General features: G+C 52.5%; 12 protein-coding genes. 2 read left to right on the forward strand and 10 right to left on the reverse strand.

The features are described from left to right. Positions 1-15: 15 nt before the first annotated feature. The 6 genes from ACYVH9_RS15745 to ACYVH9_RS15770 form a co-directional block, all read right to left on the reverse strand. Positions 16-2,388, reverse strand: a complete 2,373-nt coding sequence (locus ACYVH9_RS15745; RefSeq protein WP_460637321.1) for an ABC transporter permease — start codon at positions 2,386-2,388, stop codon at positions 16-18. Between the two features lie 36 nt (positions 2,389-2,424). Beyond that, on the reverse strand, positions 2,425-4,821 hold the full coding sequence (locus ACYVH9_RS15750; RefSeq protein ID WP_460637322.1) for an ABC transporter permease: 2,397 nt from the start codon (positions 4,819-4,821) through the stop codon (positions 2,425-2,427). 119 nt (positions 4,822-4,940) lie between these two features. Then, positions 4,941-7,358, reverse strand: a complete 2,418-nt coding sequence (locus ACYVH9_RS15755; protein ID WP_460637323.1) for an ABC transporter permease — start codon at positions 7,356-7,358, stop codon at positions 4,941-4,943. Positions 7,359-7,384: 26 nt separating this feature from the next. Continuing rightward, positions 7,385-7,582 carry a hypothetical protein gene (locus ACYVH9_RS15760; protein ID WP_460637324.1) on the reverse strand — a complete coding sequence of 66 codons (198 nt, stop codon included), beginning with the start codon at positions 7,580-7,582 and terminating at the stop codon, positions 7,385-7,387. Positions 7,583-7,630: 48 nt separating this feature from the next. Then, a complete protein-coding gene (locus ACYVH9_RS15765) occupies positions 7,631-8,308 on the reverse strand; it encodes an ABC transporter ATP-binding protein (RefSeq protein WP_460637325.1) in 678 nt (225 codons plus the stop codon). A gap of 102 nt (positions 8,309-8,410) precedes the next feature. Further along, on the reverse strand, positions 8,411-9,658 hold the full coding sequence (locus tag ACYVH9_RS15770; protein ID WP_460637326.1) for an efflux RND transporter periplasmic adaptor subunit: 1,248 nt from the start codon (positions 9,656-9,658) through the stop codon (positions 8,411-8,413). A gap of 333 nt (positions 9,659-9,991) precedes the next feature. Here ACYVH9_RS15770 and ACYVH9_RS15775 point away from each other — a divergent pair, with 333 nt between their 5' ends. Next, positions 9,992-11,371: a sigma-54-dependent transcriptional regulator gene (locus tag ACYVH9_RS15775; protein ID WP_460637327.1), complete on the forward strand. Its 1,380-nt coding sequence runs from the start codon at positions 9,992-9,994 to the stop codon at positions 11,369-11,371. A 3-nt stretch (positions 11,372-11,374) separates the two neighbouring features. After that, positions 11,375-12,703, forward strand: a complete 1,329-nt coding sequence (locus ACYVH9_RS15780) for a sensor histidine kinase (RefSeq protein WP_460637328.1) — start codon at positions 11,375-11,377, stop codon at positions 12,701-12,703. A 259-nt stretch (positions 12,704-12,962) separates the two neighbouring features. On the opposite strand, the gene ACYVH9_RS15785 is transcribed toward ACYVH9_RS15780, so the two are convergent. The 4 genes from ACYVH9_RS15785 to ACYVH9_RS15800 all read right to left on the reverse strand — a co-directional run bounded on the left by ACYVH9_RS15785 (position 12,963) and on the right by ACYVH9_RS15800 (position 19,086). Further along, the gene (locus ACYVH9_RS15785; RefSeq protein WP_460637329.1) at positions 12,963-13,415 is read right to left on the reverse strand and encodes a DinB family protein; all 453 of its coding nucleotides are present in this window, start codon (positions 13,413-13,415) and stop codon (positions 12,963-12,965) included. Between the two features lie 45 nt (positions 13,416-13,460). Continuing rightward, on the reverse strand, positions 13,461-16,457 hold the full coding sequence (locus tag ACYVH9_RS15790; RefSeq protein ID WP_460637330.1) for a glycoside hydrolase family 3 N-terminal domain-containing protein: 2,997 nt from the start codon (positions 16,455-16,457) through the stop codon (positions 13,461-13,463). A 45-nt stretch (positions 16,458-16,502) separates the two neighbouring features. Further along, positions 16,503-17,663 (reverse strand): trans-sulfuration enzyme family protein, encoded by a 1,161-nt coding sequence (locus ACYVH9_RS15795; protein ID WP_460637331.1) that lies wholly within the window; start codon positions 17,661-17,663, stop codon positions 16,503-16,505. A gap of 97 nt (positions 17,664-17,760) precedes the next feature. Continuing rightward, complete coding sequence (locus ACYVH9_RS15800; protein ID WP_460637332.1) at positions 17,761-19,086, reverse strand: APC family permease; 1,326 nt, start codon at positions 19,084-19,086, stop codon at positions 17,761-17,763. Between the last annotated feature and the right edge of the window lie 10 nt (positions 19,087-19,096).

Below are 19,096 nucleotides of genomic sequence, written 5' to 3' on the forward strand. Positions count from 1 at the left end.
ATCACGTTTATTTCTTCATTCCGAACGCAGTGAGGTAACCGGATTCATCAGCGCGGCCCGGATAGACTGGAATGAAACCGTCAATAGGGCGATGGCTACCGCCAGCAAGCCCGCCAGCGCAAACACCCACCACTCCAGGTCGATCTTATACGCAAACGCCTGAAGCCACTCGCTCATCGTCCACCAGGCAATGGGCGACGCGATCAGAATCCCGATCAGCACCAGTTTCAGAAAATCCTTGGATAATAGCGCAACGATGCCTGTTACCGATGCGCCCAGCACTTTCCGTATCCCGATTTCTTTCGTTCGTTGTTGTGCGGTGAACGTTGTCAGCCCGAATAATCCCAGGCATGACACCAGAATGGCAATACTGGCAAAAAAGTTGAACAGTTGCCCCGTCCGCTGCTCCGATTTGTACATTTCGTTGTACTGCACATCCATAAACTGGTAATCGAACGGATAATCCGGGCTGTATTGTTTCCAGAGCTTTTCGGCCGCAGCCACGGCTTTGGAGGCATCGCGCCCCGTGGTTTTGATGTAAATTCGGCTAAAATTGTTGTCGGGCCGGTAATAAAAAACCGCTGGTTCAACCTTCTGCCGCAGGGAAGCAAAATGAAAATCCTTCACAACGCCAATGATAATTCCTTTGGTCTGCCCCAGTGTAAAACTCTTGCCAATTGGGTTCTTGATGCCCGTATTTTTGACGGCGGTTTCGTTCAGGATGTAATGCATCGAATCGGCTTTCGACCCTGAAAACGTGGTACCGTACGCCATTTTTAGCCCGAACGTAGAAATAAAGTCTTTTTCCACCCGCATCCGGGCCACGATAAATACGCTGTTTTTCGGCTTGTTATCCCAGTCCGTATCCCCGGTTGTGTTGCCAATGCCCAACAGGTTATTGTTGGAAGCCGTTACGCTGCGAACACTCGGCTCCCGCGACAATTCGGCTTTCAGGGCATCGTAATGCTTCGACATTTCTTCGGTCAGCCAGAAGGCAAAGGTATTTTCGCGATCGTAGCCCAGATTCCGCTCCCGCATAAACCGCAATTGGTTGCCAATGATGATCGTTCCCACAATCAGAGCCGTGGAAAAAGCAAACTGAAGCACAACCAGCGTCTGTCGGAAGTTCACACCCCGTCCGCCGGTCGTCACCTTGCCGCGCAGAATTTTCAGCGGTTCAAACGATGAAAGGACCAGAGCCGGGTAAATGCCCGCGATGACCAGTGTGAAGACCAGCGCTCCCACCAGCACCAGCCAGACCTGCGGATCGGCCAGTGAGAACGGTTGCGTCTTGCCGGTCAATTCCTGATACGTCGATTCCAGTCCCTTGATCAGACCGATGGCTACCACCAGCGCAAGCAGAAAGATCAGGAGTGATTCAGCCAGGAATTGCCCGATCAGGTGTTCACGCCCGGCCCCAACGACCTTCCGAACGCTCACCTCTTTTGCGCGTTGCGTGGCCCGGGCCGTGGCCAGGTTGACGTAATTAATACAACCGATCGCCAGCAGGATCAGCGCTACAATACCCATCATTTTTACTTCCTGCATAGTGCCCGGCGATCCGTCGGCGCGGTACAGGTGAATATCTTTCAGCGGTTGCAGCCGGTAAACCGTCACCTGATCATACTTGTTGCTGGCGTGATGCACGTCCGTCAGCATTTGGGCGATGCGATCCAGGTTGGCCCGCGGATCTACCCGAAAAAAGGTTTGGGCGTACCAATTGCCCCAATCCGAATCCATCGACTTCCAGTAATCGTTGGCCTGATAGCTTTTTGCAACGATCTCCAGCGGAAAAAACACATTGCCCCGGATGCTGGAGTTGTCCGGAAAATCGCGCACAATACCGCTTACGACGTAATTCTGTTTTTTGGGAATTGAGTAGAGCACCTTGCCTACGGCTTCGGATTGCCCGAAATATTTCAACGCGGCCGACTCGGTCAAAATCACCGATTGAAGATCGACAAACGGACGTTCGCGGTTTCCTTTGATCAGTTCAAAGTCGAAAAAGCTGAAAAACGACGGATCGACGTACACGGCCCGTTCTTCCACCAGCGTTTTATCCTGGACTTTGAAAGGCGACATGTCGTAGCTATTCACCACCCGCACAGCATCTTCCACATTTGGCATCTGCTGCCGGGCGTAGGCCGCAACCGGTGCCACAATATTCCCGGAAAAATTCTGTGAATCACCCGAGCCAAAACCGCCGTTCACGCGGTAAATCCGGTCGCTGTGCTGATGAAACCGGTCGAAACTCAATTCGTCTTTGACCCACCAGAGCAACAGGATGCCAACCCCGAGCGCCATCGCCAATCCGCCAATGTTAATGACAGAATACCCCTTGTTGCTGAGCAGTCCGCGCCAGGCGGTTTTGAAGTAGTTACGTAGCATAAGTATGGGTTTAATCTGCGTAATCTTGAACCAAGATTATTCAGTTTTCAAACTCTTCACCGGGTTTGTCAAAGCCGCTTTGATGGACTGAAACGAAACCGTCAGAAACGCGATCAGAATGGCCAGTACGCCCGCCAGTACCAGCACCCACCACTCGACGTTGATCCGGTACGCAAAGTCCTGCAACCAGGTGTCCATCGCCCACCACGCCAGCGGTGACGCCAGCATCACGGCAATCAGTACCAGTTTTAAAAAGTCTTTGGAAAGCAACAGCACAATGTTGGGCACCGACGCGCCCAGCACTTTCCGCACGCCAATTTCTTTCGTCCGCTGGGCCGTCGTGTAGGAAGTCAGGCCAAACAGCCCCAGGCAGGCAATAAAAATAGCCAGCTCCGAAAAGTAGAGAAACAGCTTGCCAAACCGTTCTTCGGCCCGGTATTGCTTATCGAAAGCCTGGTCAAGGAAATAATAATCGAATGGGCGCTGCGGCACGGCGGTTTTCCAGAAGCGCTCCACCCCCCGGATCGTTTCCGTCACATCGGCTCCTTTGACTTTCAGGGAAAAAAGCGAAAAGTCGCCCGGTTCTATGCGCAGGGTAAGCGGCCCGATTTTTTCTCGTAACGAACTGGTATGAAAATCCTTGACCACACCAATAATCCGCCCGTTTCGGCCCCACTGCGAAAACCGTTTGCCAATAATCTGATCGGGTGAATGATAACCCAGCGCTCGGGCCGCGGCTTCGTTAATAACCAATGCCTCCGTTGAGTCGGTTGCGAACTCCGGCGAGAAAACCCGTCCGGCCACCAGTTTCACTCCGTATTGCGGCAGAAAATCGAAATCGACGGAATAGAGTCCCATGTTGGCGGCCTGCATCTCGCCCAGCTTGTTTTCAATTTCGGTGTATGCGCCCAGACTCCCACCACCGGGCAAGTGCGACGAAACCGCCACGCCCTGCACACCGGGCAGGGCCGCCAGCTGGTTTCGAAGTATGCGCTGGTTTTTGGTCATAAAATCCTGATCGGGCAAACTTACCACCAGCGTCTGGTCTTTCTGAAAACCCAGCTGTTGGTTACGCATAAAATTCAACTGGCGGTAAGCCACCAGCGTCCCGATCGTTAACGCCACCGAAATCATGAACTGCACGACCACCAGCGTCCGGCGGAGTAAAATGCCCTGTGAACTGCTGACAAAACGGCCTTTCAGCACGGCAATGGGTTTGAAACTGGACAAAAACAGCGCCGGGTAGATCCCGGCAAAACCGCCCACCAAAGCCGCTAGCCCCAGCAGCGTCAGCCAATAAGTACCATCGGTAAACAGACTGTGGCTGATGACTTTGCCCGAAAGCAGGTTAAAAGCCGGCAGCAACAGTTCGCACAGAATACCGGCCAGCACAAAAGCAATGAGACTCAGCAGAACCGATTCGCTCAGAAATTGCCCCGTCAACTGACTCCGAACAGCACCCACCACTTTCCGGACGCCCACCTCTTTAGCCCGCTCCGACGACCGGGCGATCACCAGGTTCATGAAGTTGATACAGGCAATCAGCAAAATAAAACCGGCAACAATGGAGAAAATGTAGATATTGGTGATACTGCCGGCTTCGGACCCCTGCGTGTGTCGGGTGGAGCGCAGGTATACATCGGTCAGCGGTTCCAGAAACAAGGTATAGTACATTTTATTCTTCTCCATGAACGACCCGGCCCGGCGTTGGACCAAATTCGGCAATTGAGCTGTCAAGGCCGCGGAGTTGGTTCCCTCTTTCAGCAGCAAGTACGTAATTGGGCCGAAATTGCCCCATTGTTCGTCAAAGCCCGGCGCCAGCGCCTTGGTCATGGTCGACATGGAAGCCAGGATATCGAATTTAATCTGGGAGTTGTCGGGCACATCGGCCACCACTCCGGTAACGGTAGCGCTATTCCGCCCATCGAGCATCAGCGCTTTTCCAATGGGATCTTCGTTGCCGAAATATTTTAAAGCAGCCTTCTCAGTAAGAACAAGGCTAAAGGGAGCCACCAGCGCCGTTCGTGGATTGCCTTTGAGCAACGGAAAAGAGAATACCTGAAAGAAAGCCGAGTCGGCAAACACCAGGCCATCTTCCTGGAATTTGTGTTCCCCCCGTTGCACCAGCATTCCCCCGTTCAGTAGCCGAACGGCCTGTTCCACTTCGGGGAATCCGGTCTTGACGGCATTCGCCGTTGCAAAGGACGTCGACTCGGTGTTGATGGTTTCCGTTGGCGTTTTGATATCTGTAACAAGCCGGTATACGCGACTGGCTTTTTCGTGAAACCGGTCGTAACTCAGTTCATGCCGTACGTACAGACTGATGAGCAGGCAGGCCGTTACGCCAACCGTCAACCCCAACACATTAATAGCCGAGAAGCCCCAATTGCGCAGTAGGTTTCTCCAGGCGATTTTCAAATAGTTCGTTAGCATATGCCGTTGTTTTGAACGTAAGAATTAGCCGTCCTGAATCCGCCGGGTCTGGCGAGTCTTAAAAATGAACGAAAATGCTTCTGCAACCTTTGATCTTGGGTCAGCCCCACTTCAGCTGGCTACTCGGTTTTCAGACTTTTTACCGGATTCGTCAGCGCGGCCTTAATGCTTTGGAAGCTGACCGTTACAAAGGCAATCAATACCGCCAGCAAGCCCGCCAGCGCAAAAATCCACCATTCGACCGTGATCTTGAAGGCGTATTCTTCCAGCCATTGTTCCATCATCCACCAGGCAATCGGCGTAGCGAGGGCAATGGACACCAGCACCAACTTGAGAAAATCCCGCGAAAGCAGGGCCACAATACTGCCCACACTGGCGCCCAGCACTTTGCGCACGCCAATTTCTTTCGTCCGCTGTGCCATCACCATCACCGCAATGGCAAACAAGCCCATGCAGGAAAGCAAAATGGCAATGGTGGCGGCACTGATAAACATCTTCGACATCCGCTCTTCCGACTGGTACTGCCGGTCGGTATTTTCATCCAGAAAACTGCCCTGAAACTCCGATTTGGGCGCGACCTCTTCCCAGGCTTTTTTCAGCATGGCCATCGTTGCCGGAACGTTGTCGGGGGCAATTTTGACGAGGATGTAACCAATGGGCCAGTCATGACTAATCAGAAGCGTATTCGGTTGAATCGATTTTTTCAACGATTCGTGGTGGTAGTCTTTGACCACCCCGATGACCTGCATCGGAGGGGCATTTTCTTCGACGTTTAGCAGGGTGCCAACCGGGTTTTTCTCGCCCAGTTGTTTCGCCATTGTTTCGTTGATGATGACGCTAGCCGTCGTGTCTGTTGCATACTGCCGGGAGAAGTCCCGACCGGCGATCAGCTTGATGTCGAGCGTTTTCAGATAATCATAATCGACGGGTTGCCAGTGCGAACGGACCGTACGGTTTTTATGATCAAAGCCAATGATGGACGTGTAGGTCGAGCCATCCAATCCTCGCCCAAAGTTCTTATAAGCCCCCGTAATACTCAGCACACTAGGCTGTTGAACGAGTTTATCGCGAAACAGATTCAGTGCCTGCCGACCGTTGATTCGGTCGCCCACCGGAATGCTAATTACCTGACTTTCGTTGTACCCCAGCGGCATGTTCCGCAAAAAGGAAACCTGTTGCCACGCAACCAGGGTGCAGCCCATCAGAAACGTAGCGATGGCAAACTGCACGATCAGCAGGGTGTTCCGAACCACGCCGGTTTTGCCCAGCGAAACCTTGCCTTTAAGAACCTGGATCGTACTAAGCCGGGAAACAAACAGGGCCGGATAACCACCCGCGACGAAGGTAATGAGCAGAAAGATCGCCAGCATGGCAAGCGTCAGCCCGGGCGTAAATAAGTCGCCAAACGCCACCTTACTGCGAAAAATGGCGTTGAACTGGTTCAGCGTGGAGAGGGCAAGCAGACTACCCAACACCAGTGCCATCAGACACAGGATGAAGGCTTCCCCCCAGAACTGGAACACCAATTGCTGTTTCAGCGCCCCCAGTACTTTCCGCATTCCAACTTCGCGGGAGCGCGTCATGGACCGGGCCGTGGAGAGGTTGATAAAGTTGATGCAGGCAATCAGGACGATAAAACCGGCCACTATCAGCAGCAGAATCGGATACGATCGCTTGACGGGTGAACTGTTGCCCCCTCCTACTTCCGTATCGAAATGCAGATCCCGGAACGGCAACAGCCGCAAACTGGTCAGGTCACCGTTTTCATCGGGCTGTCCCCCGTCACGCTTCAGGTTCCGGATAGCGTTGTCGTAGTATTTCAACACAAACGGCCGCAATCGCTGCTCCAGGGCAGCTTCGGTTACGTTCGGATCGATCTGAACGTAGACATTATGGTACTGATTGTCCCACCGATCTTTGTTTGCCTGATATTCCGAATAGGCTTCAAACCGGGCCAGAATGTCGAACTTGATGCTGGAATTTTCCGGGGCGTCGGCCACCACACCCGCTACCACGAACGGTTTCCAGGCTTCTTCCTGGCGCAGCAACAGCGTTTTTCCGATGGGTTCGGCTTTTCCAAAAATGGCTTCGGCCGTTTTTTCGCTGATCACTACATTACTCAGGCTGTTTAGAGCTGTTGCCGGATTGCCTTTCTGCATCGGAAACGAAAACATAGCGAAGAAGTCGGTATCCACAAACTGGACGCTCTTTTCAAATTCCTGATTTTGGTACTGAACCAGACCGCCCCCGTTGACAATGCGGGTAACGTGCTGAATCTCCGGCAGCTCTTTCCGCAGCGCGGGCGTCAGCGGGGCCGGCATCGTCGCCGATTTGTTTACGGGCCCCGATTGTTCGAAGACCATGTACAACCGATCGCGGTGCACGTGGAAATCGTCAAACGTCAGCTGATTCCAGGCGGTCATAAACAGCAAAAGGCAGCTGGCAAAAGCTACCGACATGCCAATAATGTTGACCAGCGCAAACGTTTTGTGTTTCCACAGATTACGTAGCGCAATTTTGATGTAATTGAGCAACATGGAAAGAAAATCAGAGGATGAAACCGCTATGTCATCAACGAGCGGACGTACTCAATCAGCGTCCGTTTCGGAAGTCGACAAGCTGACCGAAGGGATTCCTTGCCTTTCGGCGCGTATTGTTTCACCTTTTGGTGGGCCGAAAACAGGTTATGAGGATGGCCCATTGCCGAAGCTGACAACCGTCCTGCACAAACCAACAACAAAAAAATGATCAGCTTTTTCATGGCAATTTGTCTGAACCGGGATTACGCGGATAATCCCGGTTCAGACGATTATACGTGGAAGTTCTCCGTCACAATTTTTCCGTCAAACAGGTTGACGATGCGGTGCGCAAAACCGGCATCGTACGGAGAGTGCGTTACCATGATGATGGTTGTGCCTTCCGTATTCAACTGGTTCAATAATTTCATTACTTCTTCGCCATTCGTGGAGTCGAGGTTCCCCGTCGGTTCATCGGCCAGGATCATCTTAGGTTTGGCCACCACAGCCCGGGCAATGGCTGTCCGTTGTTGTTGACCACCCGATAACTGCTGGGGGAAGTGGTTGCGACGGTGCATGATGTTCATCCGTTCCAGTACTTCCTCCACGGCCTTTTTACGATCATCGGCGGGCGTCTTCAAGTACAACAGCGGCAATTCGACGTTTTCATAAACCGTCAGTTCATCGATCAGGTTAAAGCTCTGAAAGACAAACCCAATAGAGCCTTTCCGCAACTGCGCCCGCTGGCGTTCCGACATCTTCGATACCTCAGTCCCGTAGAAGTGGTATTCGCCATCCGACGGATTATCGAGCAACCCGAGGATGTTCAGCAGGGTGGATTTCCCGCAGCCCGAAGGTCCCATCATGGCCACGAATTCGCCATCCTTCACATCCATGGAAATACCGTGCAAGGCGGTGGTTTCGACTTCTTCCGTCGCAAAAACTTTTTGTAGGTTAACAGTGCGTATCATATTGTCTTGAACTGTGATTACACGGATTAAAAAGAGGTTCTGTTTTGGTTGCTAAGAGCGAATCGTTTCCTTCATCCTTTGCGCCATCGTAGCGCACGGCGGTTAAAACTCCAGCACTTCGTTGTCACCAAAGTTTTCGTACGACGAAGTAATCACCTGATCGCCCGGCTCCAGACCGGTCAGCACTTCAAAGTATTCAGGATTTTTGCGGCCCAGCGTAATGGTCCGTTTCACCGCCCGGTTGCCGGCTTTGTCGATGACGTACACCCAGTTGCCGCCCGTATCCGAGAAGAAACCGCCCACCGGCAACAGCGTGGCTTTCGAAGCCTTGCCCAATTCCAGCTGAATCGGGGTTGACTGCCCCCGCTTGATGCCCGCCGGAGCGCCTTTGGTGAAAATCATATCGACTTCAAACCGTCCGTTACGTACTTCCGGATAGACGCGGGTAATCTGCAAAGCGTGCTGCGCGCCGTTGTATTCAAACGTTCCTTTCAACCCGGCAAAAATCCGGCTGTTGTAATGTTCATCGATGCCCACGCGCATTTTAAAACCGTTCAGGTCGTCGATCTGACCAATATTCTGACCCTGATTGATGTTGGACCCCACCTCCACGTCCATCGACGACAACTGGCCTGAGACTGGGGCTTTCACCACCAGGTTGTTCAGCGTTTGCTGCCAGAGTGCCACGTTTTTCTGCGTCCGTGCCAGGGTTTCTTCCAGTTGCTTGATCTGAATCAGGGAGTTTTCCTGCTGGTATTTCTGTGATTCCACTTCAATTTTCCGCTGCTCCACCAGCCGGTCATAATCCCGTTTGGCAGTCAGGTAATCCTGTTCGGGGATGGCTTTGTCTTTATACAGCTTGGACTGACGTTCGAAAGCGTCTTTGGCTTTATCCAATTGAAAATCCAGGTCCGATAGCGATTTTTGCAAAGTATACCGTTCTACCCGCAGCCGTTGCCGGGTGTTTTGCAGATCGTTGACCAACCGGTTGGCTTCCGTTTCCGATTGCAGAAAGTTCAGCCGCAAGTTCTGGTTTTCCAGCCGCAGCAGGGTTTCACCTTCTTTCACCATGGCACCCCCTTCCACCAGCTTATCGGTTACGTATCCGCCAGCGATGGCGTCAAGCCGGATGGTTTTCAGTGGTTGCACCACCCCGGTTACAACGATGAAGTCGTCAAATGTCCCCGTCGAAACGGTGGAAATCGTAATTTTATCCTTCTCGACATTCAGCTTCGAACGGTGATCGGCCCATATAAAATTGTACACCAGCAATCCCATAACGGCTACTCCTCCTACGGCAAGCGCAATCCGCTGGTTTGTCCAAAATCGTTTTGGTAATACGCGATCCATTACTTCAATGTAGTTGATTGGTAGAATAATAAAAAGGTGGATTTCCGGTTAGGCTGGTCATCCCTCTGCCTTCAGTAATGCCAATTGACGTGCCAGTAATTTAACCTAACTGAAAGTCAATTACTTGCGTCCACTTTATCGCAAAAATCCTGTCCACATGCGGACAAGTTTTGTCCGAAAGCGGACACGCCTAAAAATGCCGTATATTGCCACCATAAACCGTCGGCGTAAGTCACTTTGCAGCCTTGCATCGGACTGCCTATCTTTAGGCTAGAAAATGGCTGTTCTGCTATATAACCCCCTACGGTTTTTTCCACCGTTCTGACTGATTTTATGTCCAAAGTTCTGATTATTGACGACGATGTCGATGTGTTGAGCGCGGCTAAATTGCTGCTCAAACGCCATTATCCGCAGGTGGATATTGAGAAAAATCCCGAAAAGATTCCTTTCCTGATTACGAACGGAAGCTACGATCTGGTACTGCTCGATATGAATTTCCAGCGCGACAACAGCAGTGGCCGAGAGGGTTTTTTGTGGTTGGACCGGATCCTGGATATTAAACCGACCACCGCCGTTGTGCTGATTACCGCCTACGGTGACGTCGAAATGGCGGTACGAGCCATCAAATCCGGTGCGCGGGACTTTGTTCTCAAACCGTGGGAAAATGATAAACTACTGGCCACACTGCACAGCGCCCTGGAAGGAACCTCGGGACAGGCAGCAGCGGGGCCAGGGCCAAACGGTTCTGCGGGCCAACGGCCAAAACCCACCGCCCAAAGCTCTTCCTACATTGCCGTCAGCCCCGCCATGCGGCAGGTTTTTGCGACGATCGAACGCGTGGCTGAAACCGACGCAAACGTGTTGATTCTGGGTGAAAACGGAACCGGAAAAGATGTAGTGGCCCGGGCGCTGCACCAGCGGTCGCTCCGGCGCGAGAAACCGTTTGTCAGCGTCGATCTGGGGGCTTTGAGCGATAGTCTGTTCGAAAGCGAATTGTTCGGACACGTTAAGGGAGCTTTTACGGACGCTCGCGAAGACCGGGCCGGACGGTTTGAGGAAGCGCAGGGGGGCACCATTTTTCTGGATGAAATCGGAAACATTTCATTGCCCCAGCAAGCTAAACTGCTGACGGTTTTGCAGCAGCGGGTGGTAACCCGCGTCGGTTCCAATAAGTCGAAAAATATCGATGTACGCTTGATCTGCGCGACGAATTCGCCGATTTATCAGCACGTCAGCGACCGCTCGTTCCGACAGGATTTGCTGTACCGGATCAACACCATTGAAGTGCATATTCCGCCCCTGCGCGAACGCCCTGAAGATATTCTGCCGCTGGCGGAGCATTTTCTGAAGCAATACCGTAAGCAATACAACCGCAAAGTGGCCTCCATCAGCCCGGCGTTGGCACGGCAGCTCCAGCAATACCGCTGGCCGGGCAACGTACGGGAACTGCAACACGCCATCGAACGGGCGGTTATTCTGGCGCAGGGCAATGTGCTCGAACCCGAAGATTTTTATTTTGGCACCAACGCTCCCGCAGCCATTCCGACGGATCGGGATTTGCCTTTCCAGGAAAACCTGCAGATCGAGGATATGGAGAAGAAAATGATTCAACAGGCCATGCAAAAGTACCACGGCAACATCACGGACATTGCCCGGGAGCTGGGGTTATCACGGCAGGCTTTGTACCGGCGACTGGAGAAATACGGGCTTTAAGGTATGAAACGATTCTCCGCCGGGCTTTTTATACGAATTACGATTATTCTGATTACCTGTCTGCTGATTGCGTACGCGTGGTGGACCCTTCCGACCAGCCGTTCGCTGCTGGTCGGGGTCGGAATCATTATTTTGACCGCCCAGACAGCCAACCTGCACCGGTATATCACTAGCCTGAACCGCAAACTGACGCGTTTTATGGAATCGGTGCGGTATTCGGATTTTGCCGTTGCTTTCAAAGCCGACAACGAACTGGGGCCCAGTTTTAAAGAGTTGAACCAGCAGTTCAACGAAGTGCTGGAGGCCTTCCGCCAGGCCCGGGCCGAAAAAGAAGCAAACCTCCATTACCTGAATACCATTGTTCAGCAAGTGAGCGTTGGGCTAATTTCGTTCGATGTAGCCGGTAATGTCGAGATGAGCAACCAGGCGGCCCTGCGGTTGCTGGGTATTTACCGGCTTCGCAATCTGGCGGATTTGCAAACCGTTCATGCTGGTTTATACGAAATTCTGACGGCTCCCCCCAGCAGCACCCCCGCCATTTACCAGACCAGTTTCGAACAGGAACTTTCGGTCCGGTGCGCCACGGTTAGCCTGCGCGGTCGGCCAATTACGGTGGCTTCGATTCAAAACATTCGTACGGAACTCCAGCAGAAGGAACTGGAAGCCTGGCAAAACCTAACCAAGGTGTTACGGCACGAAATCATGAATTCGGTTACGCCAATTGTGTCCCTGGTGGGTACGATGCAGCAGATTGTCAACACCGAACTGGCGGGCGCCGACGAAGAAGCGGTTAATGACCTGCGGGAAGCTTTGACCACGATTGAGCACCGCGGCCGGGGTATCATGCGGTTTGTCGATGCCTACCGCAATTTTACCGCCATCCCGCAACCACGCCTGGCGGAGATTTCTGTTGAAAATCTACTACGGAACGTCATTGCACTGGTTCAGACCGAGTTGCAGCAACGGCATATCATTTTACTGGCTCCTCCTGTGCCCTCCTACCTGATGATTTTTGCCGACGCGGGTCAGATTGAAATGGTGCTGATCAACCTCATCAAAAATGCGATGGAGATTCTGGAAGGACACCGCAAACCAAAGCTCAAAATCGAGGTAAAGTCGCAGGATAACCGCCTGATTATCTACGTCATCGACAATGGACCTGGCATTGAACCAGAGGCTATTGAGAAGATTTTCATTCCGTTTTACACCACCAAAAAAACCGGCTCCGGCATTGGCCTCAGTCTTTCCCGCCAAATCATGCAACTGCACAATGGACAGTTGAAAGTGACGTCTACACCGGGGCAGGGCAGCACGTTTTCAATGATTTTCTGACAGATTTACGGTTTTATTTTCACCGTAATGATTATCGCCGGTTGGTACACTGGCCGTGTCATTGCCGATTTTAAAAAGTCCGTGCCTGCCGTTTTTATCAACAAATTCAACTACCCGCCCAACCGCAACGTCGCTGGTACGGTTTGTGACATCTGCGCTCCCGTACTACTACTCGGCTTAGGAATCGTACTATACACCAAATTACCTTATTGTACCTTTTGACTATGAGCCATTTAGCAAACGGCAAGCACAAAAACCGTTAGCTACGAGCCCAAAAAATAAAATCCGTCATGGGTACTTCGACCAGCTGGGGCCGGAGGAGTTGAATAATCTGCCCCCGATGATAGGCCGCATGGTGGCTCAATTGCGTCAGAATATCAATAGCCATACTGGTAAAAGGCTGACCACCCGAAGTTTTATACGAAATCAGCCGGTTTAAACTTTCATCCGATTCTGATGCCAGAAAATCTTTTAACCGGTGGCTATTCCGGTCGGACGTTTCGCCCATCCACGCAATCGGAACGTCCTCCCAAACCGCCACGTAACTGACCTCTCCCGTTAGCCGCGACAGCCAAACCTGTTGCGCCGACAGCACATGTCCCATCAGCGCAATAGCCCGCTGGGGTGGATTAGAAACGCGCTCGAGCGCGTCAATTACCGTTCGGTTGGCCCATTGCTCATACTCAATCAGGCGAATCAGGTAGTCTTTCATGGTAGCTAGCAACTCAGCGGGTGGCAAAAAAGTCTATTGAAAGCCTTACGGGGTTGCTAAAATACTGGCCAGATTGGACCCAGGGCCCCGGCGAATCGCTTCGTATAACACGTCAGCAACATTGGTCCGGATGTTCAGCGTTGTCAGTTTGGTGTGGGTGCGACTGGGATACACCCGGTTCGACATAAACACGTAGGAAATGTTGTACTGCGGATCAATCCAGGTAAATGTTCCGGTAAAGCCCGAGTGCCCAAAACTCTGCGGACTGGCGTATCTGGGGGCGTTTCCGGAGTATTTGAACGTGGGCTTGTCGAATCCCAACCCGCGCCGACTGCCTTTTTCCGGAAATTGATACCGCGTAAATTCGGTGATCGTCTGCGGACTAACAAACTGTTTCCCACCGTAATACCCCTTCTGCAAGTACATCTGGACCAGTTTCATGAGATCATTCGAAGAGCCGAACAAGCCAGCATGGCCCGAAACACCGCCGAGCATAGCCGCCGTTTCGTCGTGAACCCGTCCCCAGACCAGCGTCTTCCGGAATACCGAATCGTATTCCGTCGGAACCATGCGGGGCAAGGGGTAAAACCGGCGCGGATTGAACGTGAGGGTGGTTGCTCCCAACGGTTCGTAAACGTTTTTCTTCAGGTAGTCCTCAAAATCGTCATCCGTCATTTTCTCGACAATCTGCGGATACAGAATAAACGACAAATCACTGTAAACGTAATCTTTCTTGGCACTGACCGGCGAATCCCGAATCTGGTCGAAGATGGTTTTTCGGTACCGCCGGCGCATAAACAACTGATCCGTAATCTCTACCTTGTAGTTGCCGTGTTTTTCATCATCAAACGTCTTTTCCTTCCACGTTCCGTCCGGATTTTTGGTATCCATCCAGAACGCAATCGACGCTTTCAAACCCGCCTGGTGCGTCAGCACATCCCGCCAAACCAGATTGGCTTTGTTCGAGTTTTTGAAGTCCGGCAGGTAATCCGCCATGGTTTTATCGAGGTCAAATTTACCCTCATCAACCAGGCGCATTAATGCCAATGTCGAAGTACTGATTTTGGTCACCGAGGCCAGGTCAAACAAATCGTCTTCTTTGGTTGGTGTCAGTCCTTCGTAGGTATGTGTGCCGTAGGCTTTCCGGAAAATCACCTTGCCATCTTTCGCCATCTGCACAACGCCACCCGGCGTCGCTTTCTGGGTGATGGCTACCTGCATCAGCGAATCGACCTTCGCCGTCAGAAAATACGAATCCACACCCACTTCTTCCGGGATGGTGTATTTCAACCGACCAATCGATGAGGTCGCGATACCATCGTTTAGTTTATACTGTTGATTAACCGTTACGGGCAATTTGCCCTTTGCCGGAATCGCACCAAAAATCAGCTGGGCAGCCAGCTCTTCCGTGTATTGGGTTAACTGATAGGCCATTACCACACCCCGGGCCTTGTCCATTCCTTCCAGTTTTGCCAGGGCATACGGATTCCCGAATACCGAAACAATGGTTTTGCCGGTCTCGCATAGCGTTTTTAATACCGCAACGGTTTTGGGTGTGACGCCGTACTGCGTGGCCGGACGAATGTTGCTCAGATGAACGCCCACGAGCAAAACGTCGTATTCCTTCAACTCCTTCTGAATGCGTTCAAGCGTTGTATCGGCGGTAGCCGCGGAAATGTTGTAATGCTGGACCGCCGTGTAATTAGCGAGCATTTTTTGAAAGTTCGTTTCCTGGGCCGCATCCAGCGAAACGGAAGCAATCTTCTTGGTTCCCAGATTCAGCAACGGAATAAAGGGCTCACCGGATTCTTCCGGGTCGTTTTTCAAAACCGTCAGTGCTTCTTCCGTCAGCAATCGGTTGATGAGGTTGGATTCGGGTTCGTTCAAATCACGAACCAGGTTCATCAGGTTAACCGGCTGGTAACGATCCAGGCCAACCCAGGCTTTGGCCGCCAGCACTTTCCGGCAGCGAGCGTCGATATCGGCCTGCGTCATCCGCCCTTCGGCAATGGCCTGTTTCACTTCGGCAATGGCCCGCGGAATATCGAGTGTGTATTCCAGCACATCCATTCCTGCTTCGAGGCCCATGCGATCGGCTATTCCGGACGGATAGTATTTCGTCACACCCTTCATGTTCATCGCATCAGAAAAAATCAGGCCACCGAACCCCAGTTCATTTTTCAGCAGATCAGAAACGATCCGGCGGGAGAGCGTACTGGGCAGATTCGGCGTGGCATCCAGCGCCGGAATGTTCAGGTGGGCTACCATCACCCCAGCCGCTCCGGCATCGATCAGCTTCCGGAACGGATACAGTTCCAGATCGTCCAGTTGCTGACGGTTTTTGGAGATCAGTGGTAAATCATAGTGAGAATCCGTGCCGGTGTCGCCGTGGCCGGGAAAGTGTTTCAGGGAGGTCAGCAAACCGTTGTCCTGCATCCCTTTCATGTACGCCAATGCCTTGCGGGCCACCGCTTCCTTGTCTTCGCCAAACGAGCGGAAGTTGATGACCGGATTGTTGGGATTGTTGTTCACGTCGGCCACCGGAGCAAAATTGACGTGGATACCCATCCGGCGACTTTGGCGGGCCACCGAAGCACCCATTTTATAAATCAGGTCGTCACGCCCCTGAATGGCACCCATCGTCATCTGGTACGGAAACCGGACGGTGCTATCCAGCCGCATCCCCAGGCCCCACTCGCCATCAATCGCAATCAGCATCGGCACTTTGGCAACGGTTTGCAGGCGATTGACCAGCCGCGCCTGCCGAATCGGCCCGCCCTGGAAAAACACGACCCCACCCACCTGGTATTTCTGTACCATCGCCATCAGTGAATCTTCGTAGCCCCTGGTCCGGTTCGAAAACCCCGCCACCATGATCAACTGAGAAATCCGCTGATCGGGCGTCATCGCATTGAAAACCGAATCAACCCAGCGCGGATTTGCCTTCAAAAACGACGGGACGATTTGAGCGTGAGCCGTATGAAGAGACACTATAAGACCGAAGGCAAAAGCCAACTGACGCAAACGAACTGGCAAAAACATAGGTAGCAGATACAATGGTTACACAAAAATAACAAAATTGAAGGGCTAAATGTGCTCAAAAGCCTGTTTCAAATCTGCAATTAGTACGTCTGGTTCTTCCAGGCCGATGTAAAGCCGAATCAGGTTGAAGCCCGTATCACCGGGTTTTGCGGTGCCATCGGCGTAGCCCGAACTGGCCGGAAACGCCAGCGACTCATGCCCGCCCCAGGAAACGCCCAGCAAAAACCGTTTCAACGAATTGGCAAACCGGTCCACTACCTCAATCTGATCGGTTTCGAGAGAAATAGTCAGCAAACCACCACAACCCGTCATCTGCCGTTTGGCCAGTTCAAGCTGCGGATTGGTTTTCGAATACGGGAAATATACGCGCCGGACCTTCGGATGGTTTTCGAGATACGCCACCACTTCGGCGGCTGTCCGGGCCGAGCGCTCGAGCCGGAGCGGCAGCGTGCGCAGACCGCGGATCATGAGCCACGCATTCATGGGCGAAATGATGCCGCCCAGGGTCATGTATTCGGAATAGAAGATTTTCCGCATCATTTCCTTTGTACCGCAGATCACACCCGCCACCAGATCACTATGCCCGCCAATGTATTTGGAAGCCGAATACAGTACCAGGTCAATGCCCAACGCAACCGGTTTCTGATACAACGGTGTCGAGTAGCTGTTGTCGATCATTGTTACGATGCCGCGTGATTTCGCCAGCTCGGCTACTGCTTCCAAATCCTGCAACTCAAAGGTGAACGTGTTGGGCGACTCCAGAAAGATCACTTTGGTATTGGGCTGAATAGCCTTTTCAAACTGGCTCACGTCCGTGCCATCCACGAAGGTGGTTGTAACACCAAACCGGGGCAGAAAATTCTGCATCAGCTTAACCGTCCAGCTATACGGTTTAGCCACCGATATGATGTGATCGCCCTGGTTCACGTTGGCAATCACCGCCGTAGCAATGGCTGCGCTCCCACTGGCCAGCACGAGCGCATCTTCGGACCCTTCCAGCGCGGCCAGCTTTTTACGCAAAATCTCGACCGTCGGGTTATTGCCCCGCGTGTAGATCGGCAGCTCGTATTCGTGGGGAAACATCCGGCGCATCGTTTCGACGTCCGGAAACATGAAATTACTGGTTTGAACGATGGGGGGCGCAACGGCATTAAAATACTGGTTGTGCTCCTCCCCCAATTCGTTAAGAATATACGAAATGTCCACGGGCAATTGGCGTAGCTAACGTGACGAATCTGGAACGGTCCGTCGTCGCGGTTGAAATTCAAAAATAAGTAGATTCAGATTTCAAATCCGAATCCGATCAAAAAACCTTTTTGAGCAGCCAGTACAAAGGTGCACCGCTGAAAAACAGGCCCCAGCCAATAGCCGCCGGAATCGGGTCGCTCACGATCACGTTGACCGAAACCGCCAGCAGGAACAGGATAAAAATCAGCGGAACCCACGGATAAAACCGGATCTTGTAGCCGTTGTGCGGATCGTTCTCCCGAACCCGGTACCGGAACACGAAAATCGATGCGGCCGCACTCGCCAGCGCCAGACTATCAATCGACATTACGTAATTGACGATTTTTTCGAACGTGCCCAGCACCAGCAACGACGCCAGCACGATGGTGGTAATGAAGATCAGCGTAAACTCCTGCACCTGCGTCCGCTCGTTGACCTTCTTGAAAACCGGCGGCAGCACCCCGTCGTCGGCCATGGCGAAGAACACGCGAGGTAGTGACAGCAGCGTCGCGTTGATGTAGCCCAGTACCGAAATAAATATTGCGATTGAGACAAACGTAAACCCCCACTCTCCGAACAACGCCCGCGCCAGATCGGCGGCAATTAGGTTGGAATTGGCCAGGCCGCTAAATCCTAACTGATGGTAATACGCGTAATTGATGCACAGATACAGACCAATAATAATGGCCATCCCGATCAGGATTCCGCGCGGGGTATTTCGAACCGGGTCTTTGATATCCGCCCCAAAATTCAGGGTCTGTTGGTAGCCGCCATACGTATAAAAAACCGCAATCAGACTGACCGCAAAAGCCGAAAAAGCGTTAAGCATTGCGGCCTTGCCGCCAGGAGAGGGTGCGTGAAGAGCTGGCTCCGCCCTGATTTCGGGCGAAAAGAAAACACCTAGACAGAGCAGGGCCATCAGAACGATCTTCAGGCTGCTGAGGATATTTTGCAGCCGGGCGCTGGACTTGATACCGAGGTAATTGATACCGAAGAAAAAGAGCACTGTTGCAATAACCGTTCCCTGAACACCGGTTCTGGTTTGCAGCGCCACCGGCAACAAGGGATTGATGTATTCGGCCCCAATCAGGGCAACTCCGGCCAGGCCCGCGCCGTACGTCAGCACGATCACCCAGTTGAGCATGAAAGCAAAAACCGGGTGAAAAGCCGTAGAGATCAGCTTATAAAAACCGCCCGGGAAGTGATAGCGCGCCCCGATTTCGGCGTAGGTCAATGCACCACACAAACTCACAAAACCACCGGCCACCCAGGCCGCAAAGAACACACCCGCTGAACCCGCCGACTGCGCTACAATGGCCGGAGTTCGGAAAATGCCCACGCCAATGACCAGACTAACGACAATCATCGCCACGTCAAAAACTGAGAGTTTGGGCTGGATCATCGGGGCAGTT

This window comes from Larkinella harenae, from assembly GCF_054780515.1.

Coding starts and splice junctions, on each gene's coding strand:
- ACYVH9_RS15785 (WP_460637329.1), bottom strand. CDS start 13,415: ATGAAAGACTACCTGATTCGCCTGATTGAGTATGAGCAATGGGCCAAC.
- ACYVH9_RS15760 (WP_460637324.1), bottom strand. CDS start 7,582: ATGAAAAAGCTGATCATTTTTTTGTTGTTGGTTTGTGCAGGACGGTTG.
- ACYVH9_RS15750 (WP_460637322.1), bottom strand. CDS start 4,821: ATGCTAACGAACTATTTGAAAATCGCCTGGAGAAACCTACTGCGCAAT.
- ACYVH9_RS15755 (WP_460637323.1), bottom strand. CDS start 7,358: ATGTTGCTCAATTACATCAAAATTGCGCTACGTAATCTGTGGAAACAC.
- ACYVH9_RS15800 (WP_460637332.1), bottom strand. CDS start 19,086: ATGATCCAGCCCAAACTCTCAGTTTTTGACGTGGCGATGATTGTCGTT.
- ACYVH9_RS15775 (WP_460637327.1), top strand. CDS start 9,992: ATGTCCAAAGTTCTGATTATTGACGACGATGTCGATGTGTTGAGCGCG.
- ACYVH9_RS15765 (WP_460637325.1), bottom strand. CDS start 8,308: ATGATACGCACTGTTAACCTACAAAAAGTTTTTGCGACGGAAGAAGTC.
- ACYVH9_RS15790 (WP_460637330.1), bottom strand. CDS start 16,457: ATGTTTTTGCCAGTTCGTTTGCGTCAGTTGGCTTTTGCCTTCGGTCTT.
- ACYVH9_RS15780 (WP_460637328.1), top strand. CDS start 11,375: ATGAAACGATTCTCCGCCGGGCTTTTTATACGAATTACGATTATTCTG.
- ACYVH9_RS15770 (WP_460637326.1), bottom strand. CDS start 9,658: ATGGATCGCGTATTACCAAAACGATTTTGGACAAACCAGCGGATTGCG.
- ACYVH9_RS15745 (WP_460637321.1), bottom strand. CDS start 2,388: ATGCTACGTAACTACTTCAAAACCGCCTGGCGCGGACTGCTCAGCAAC.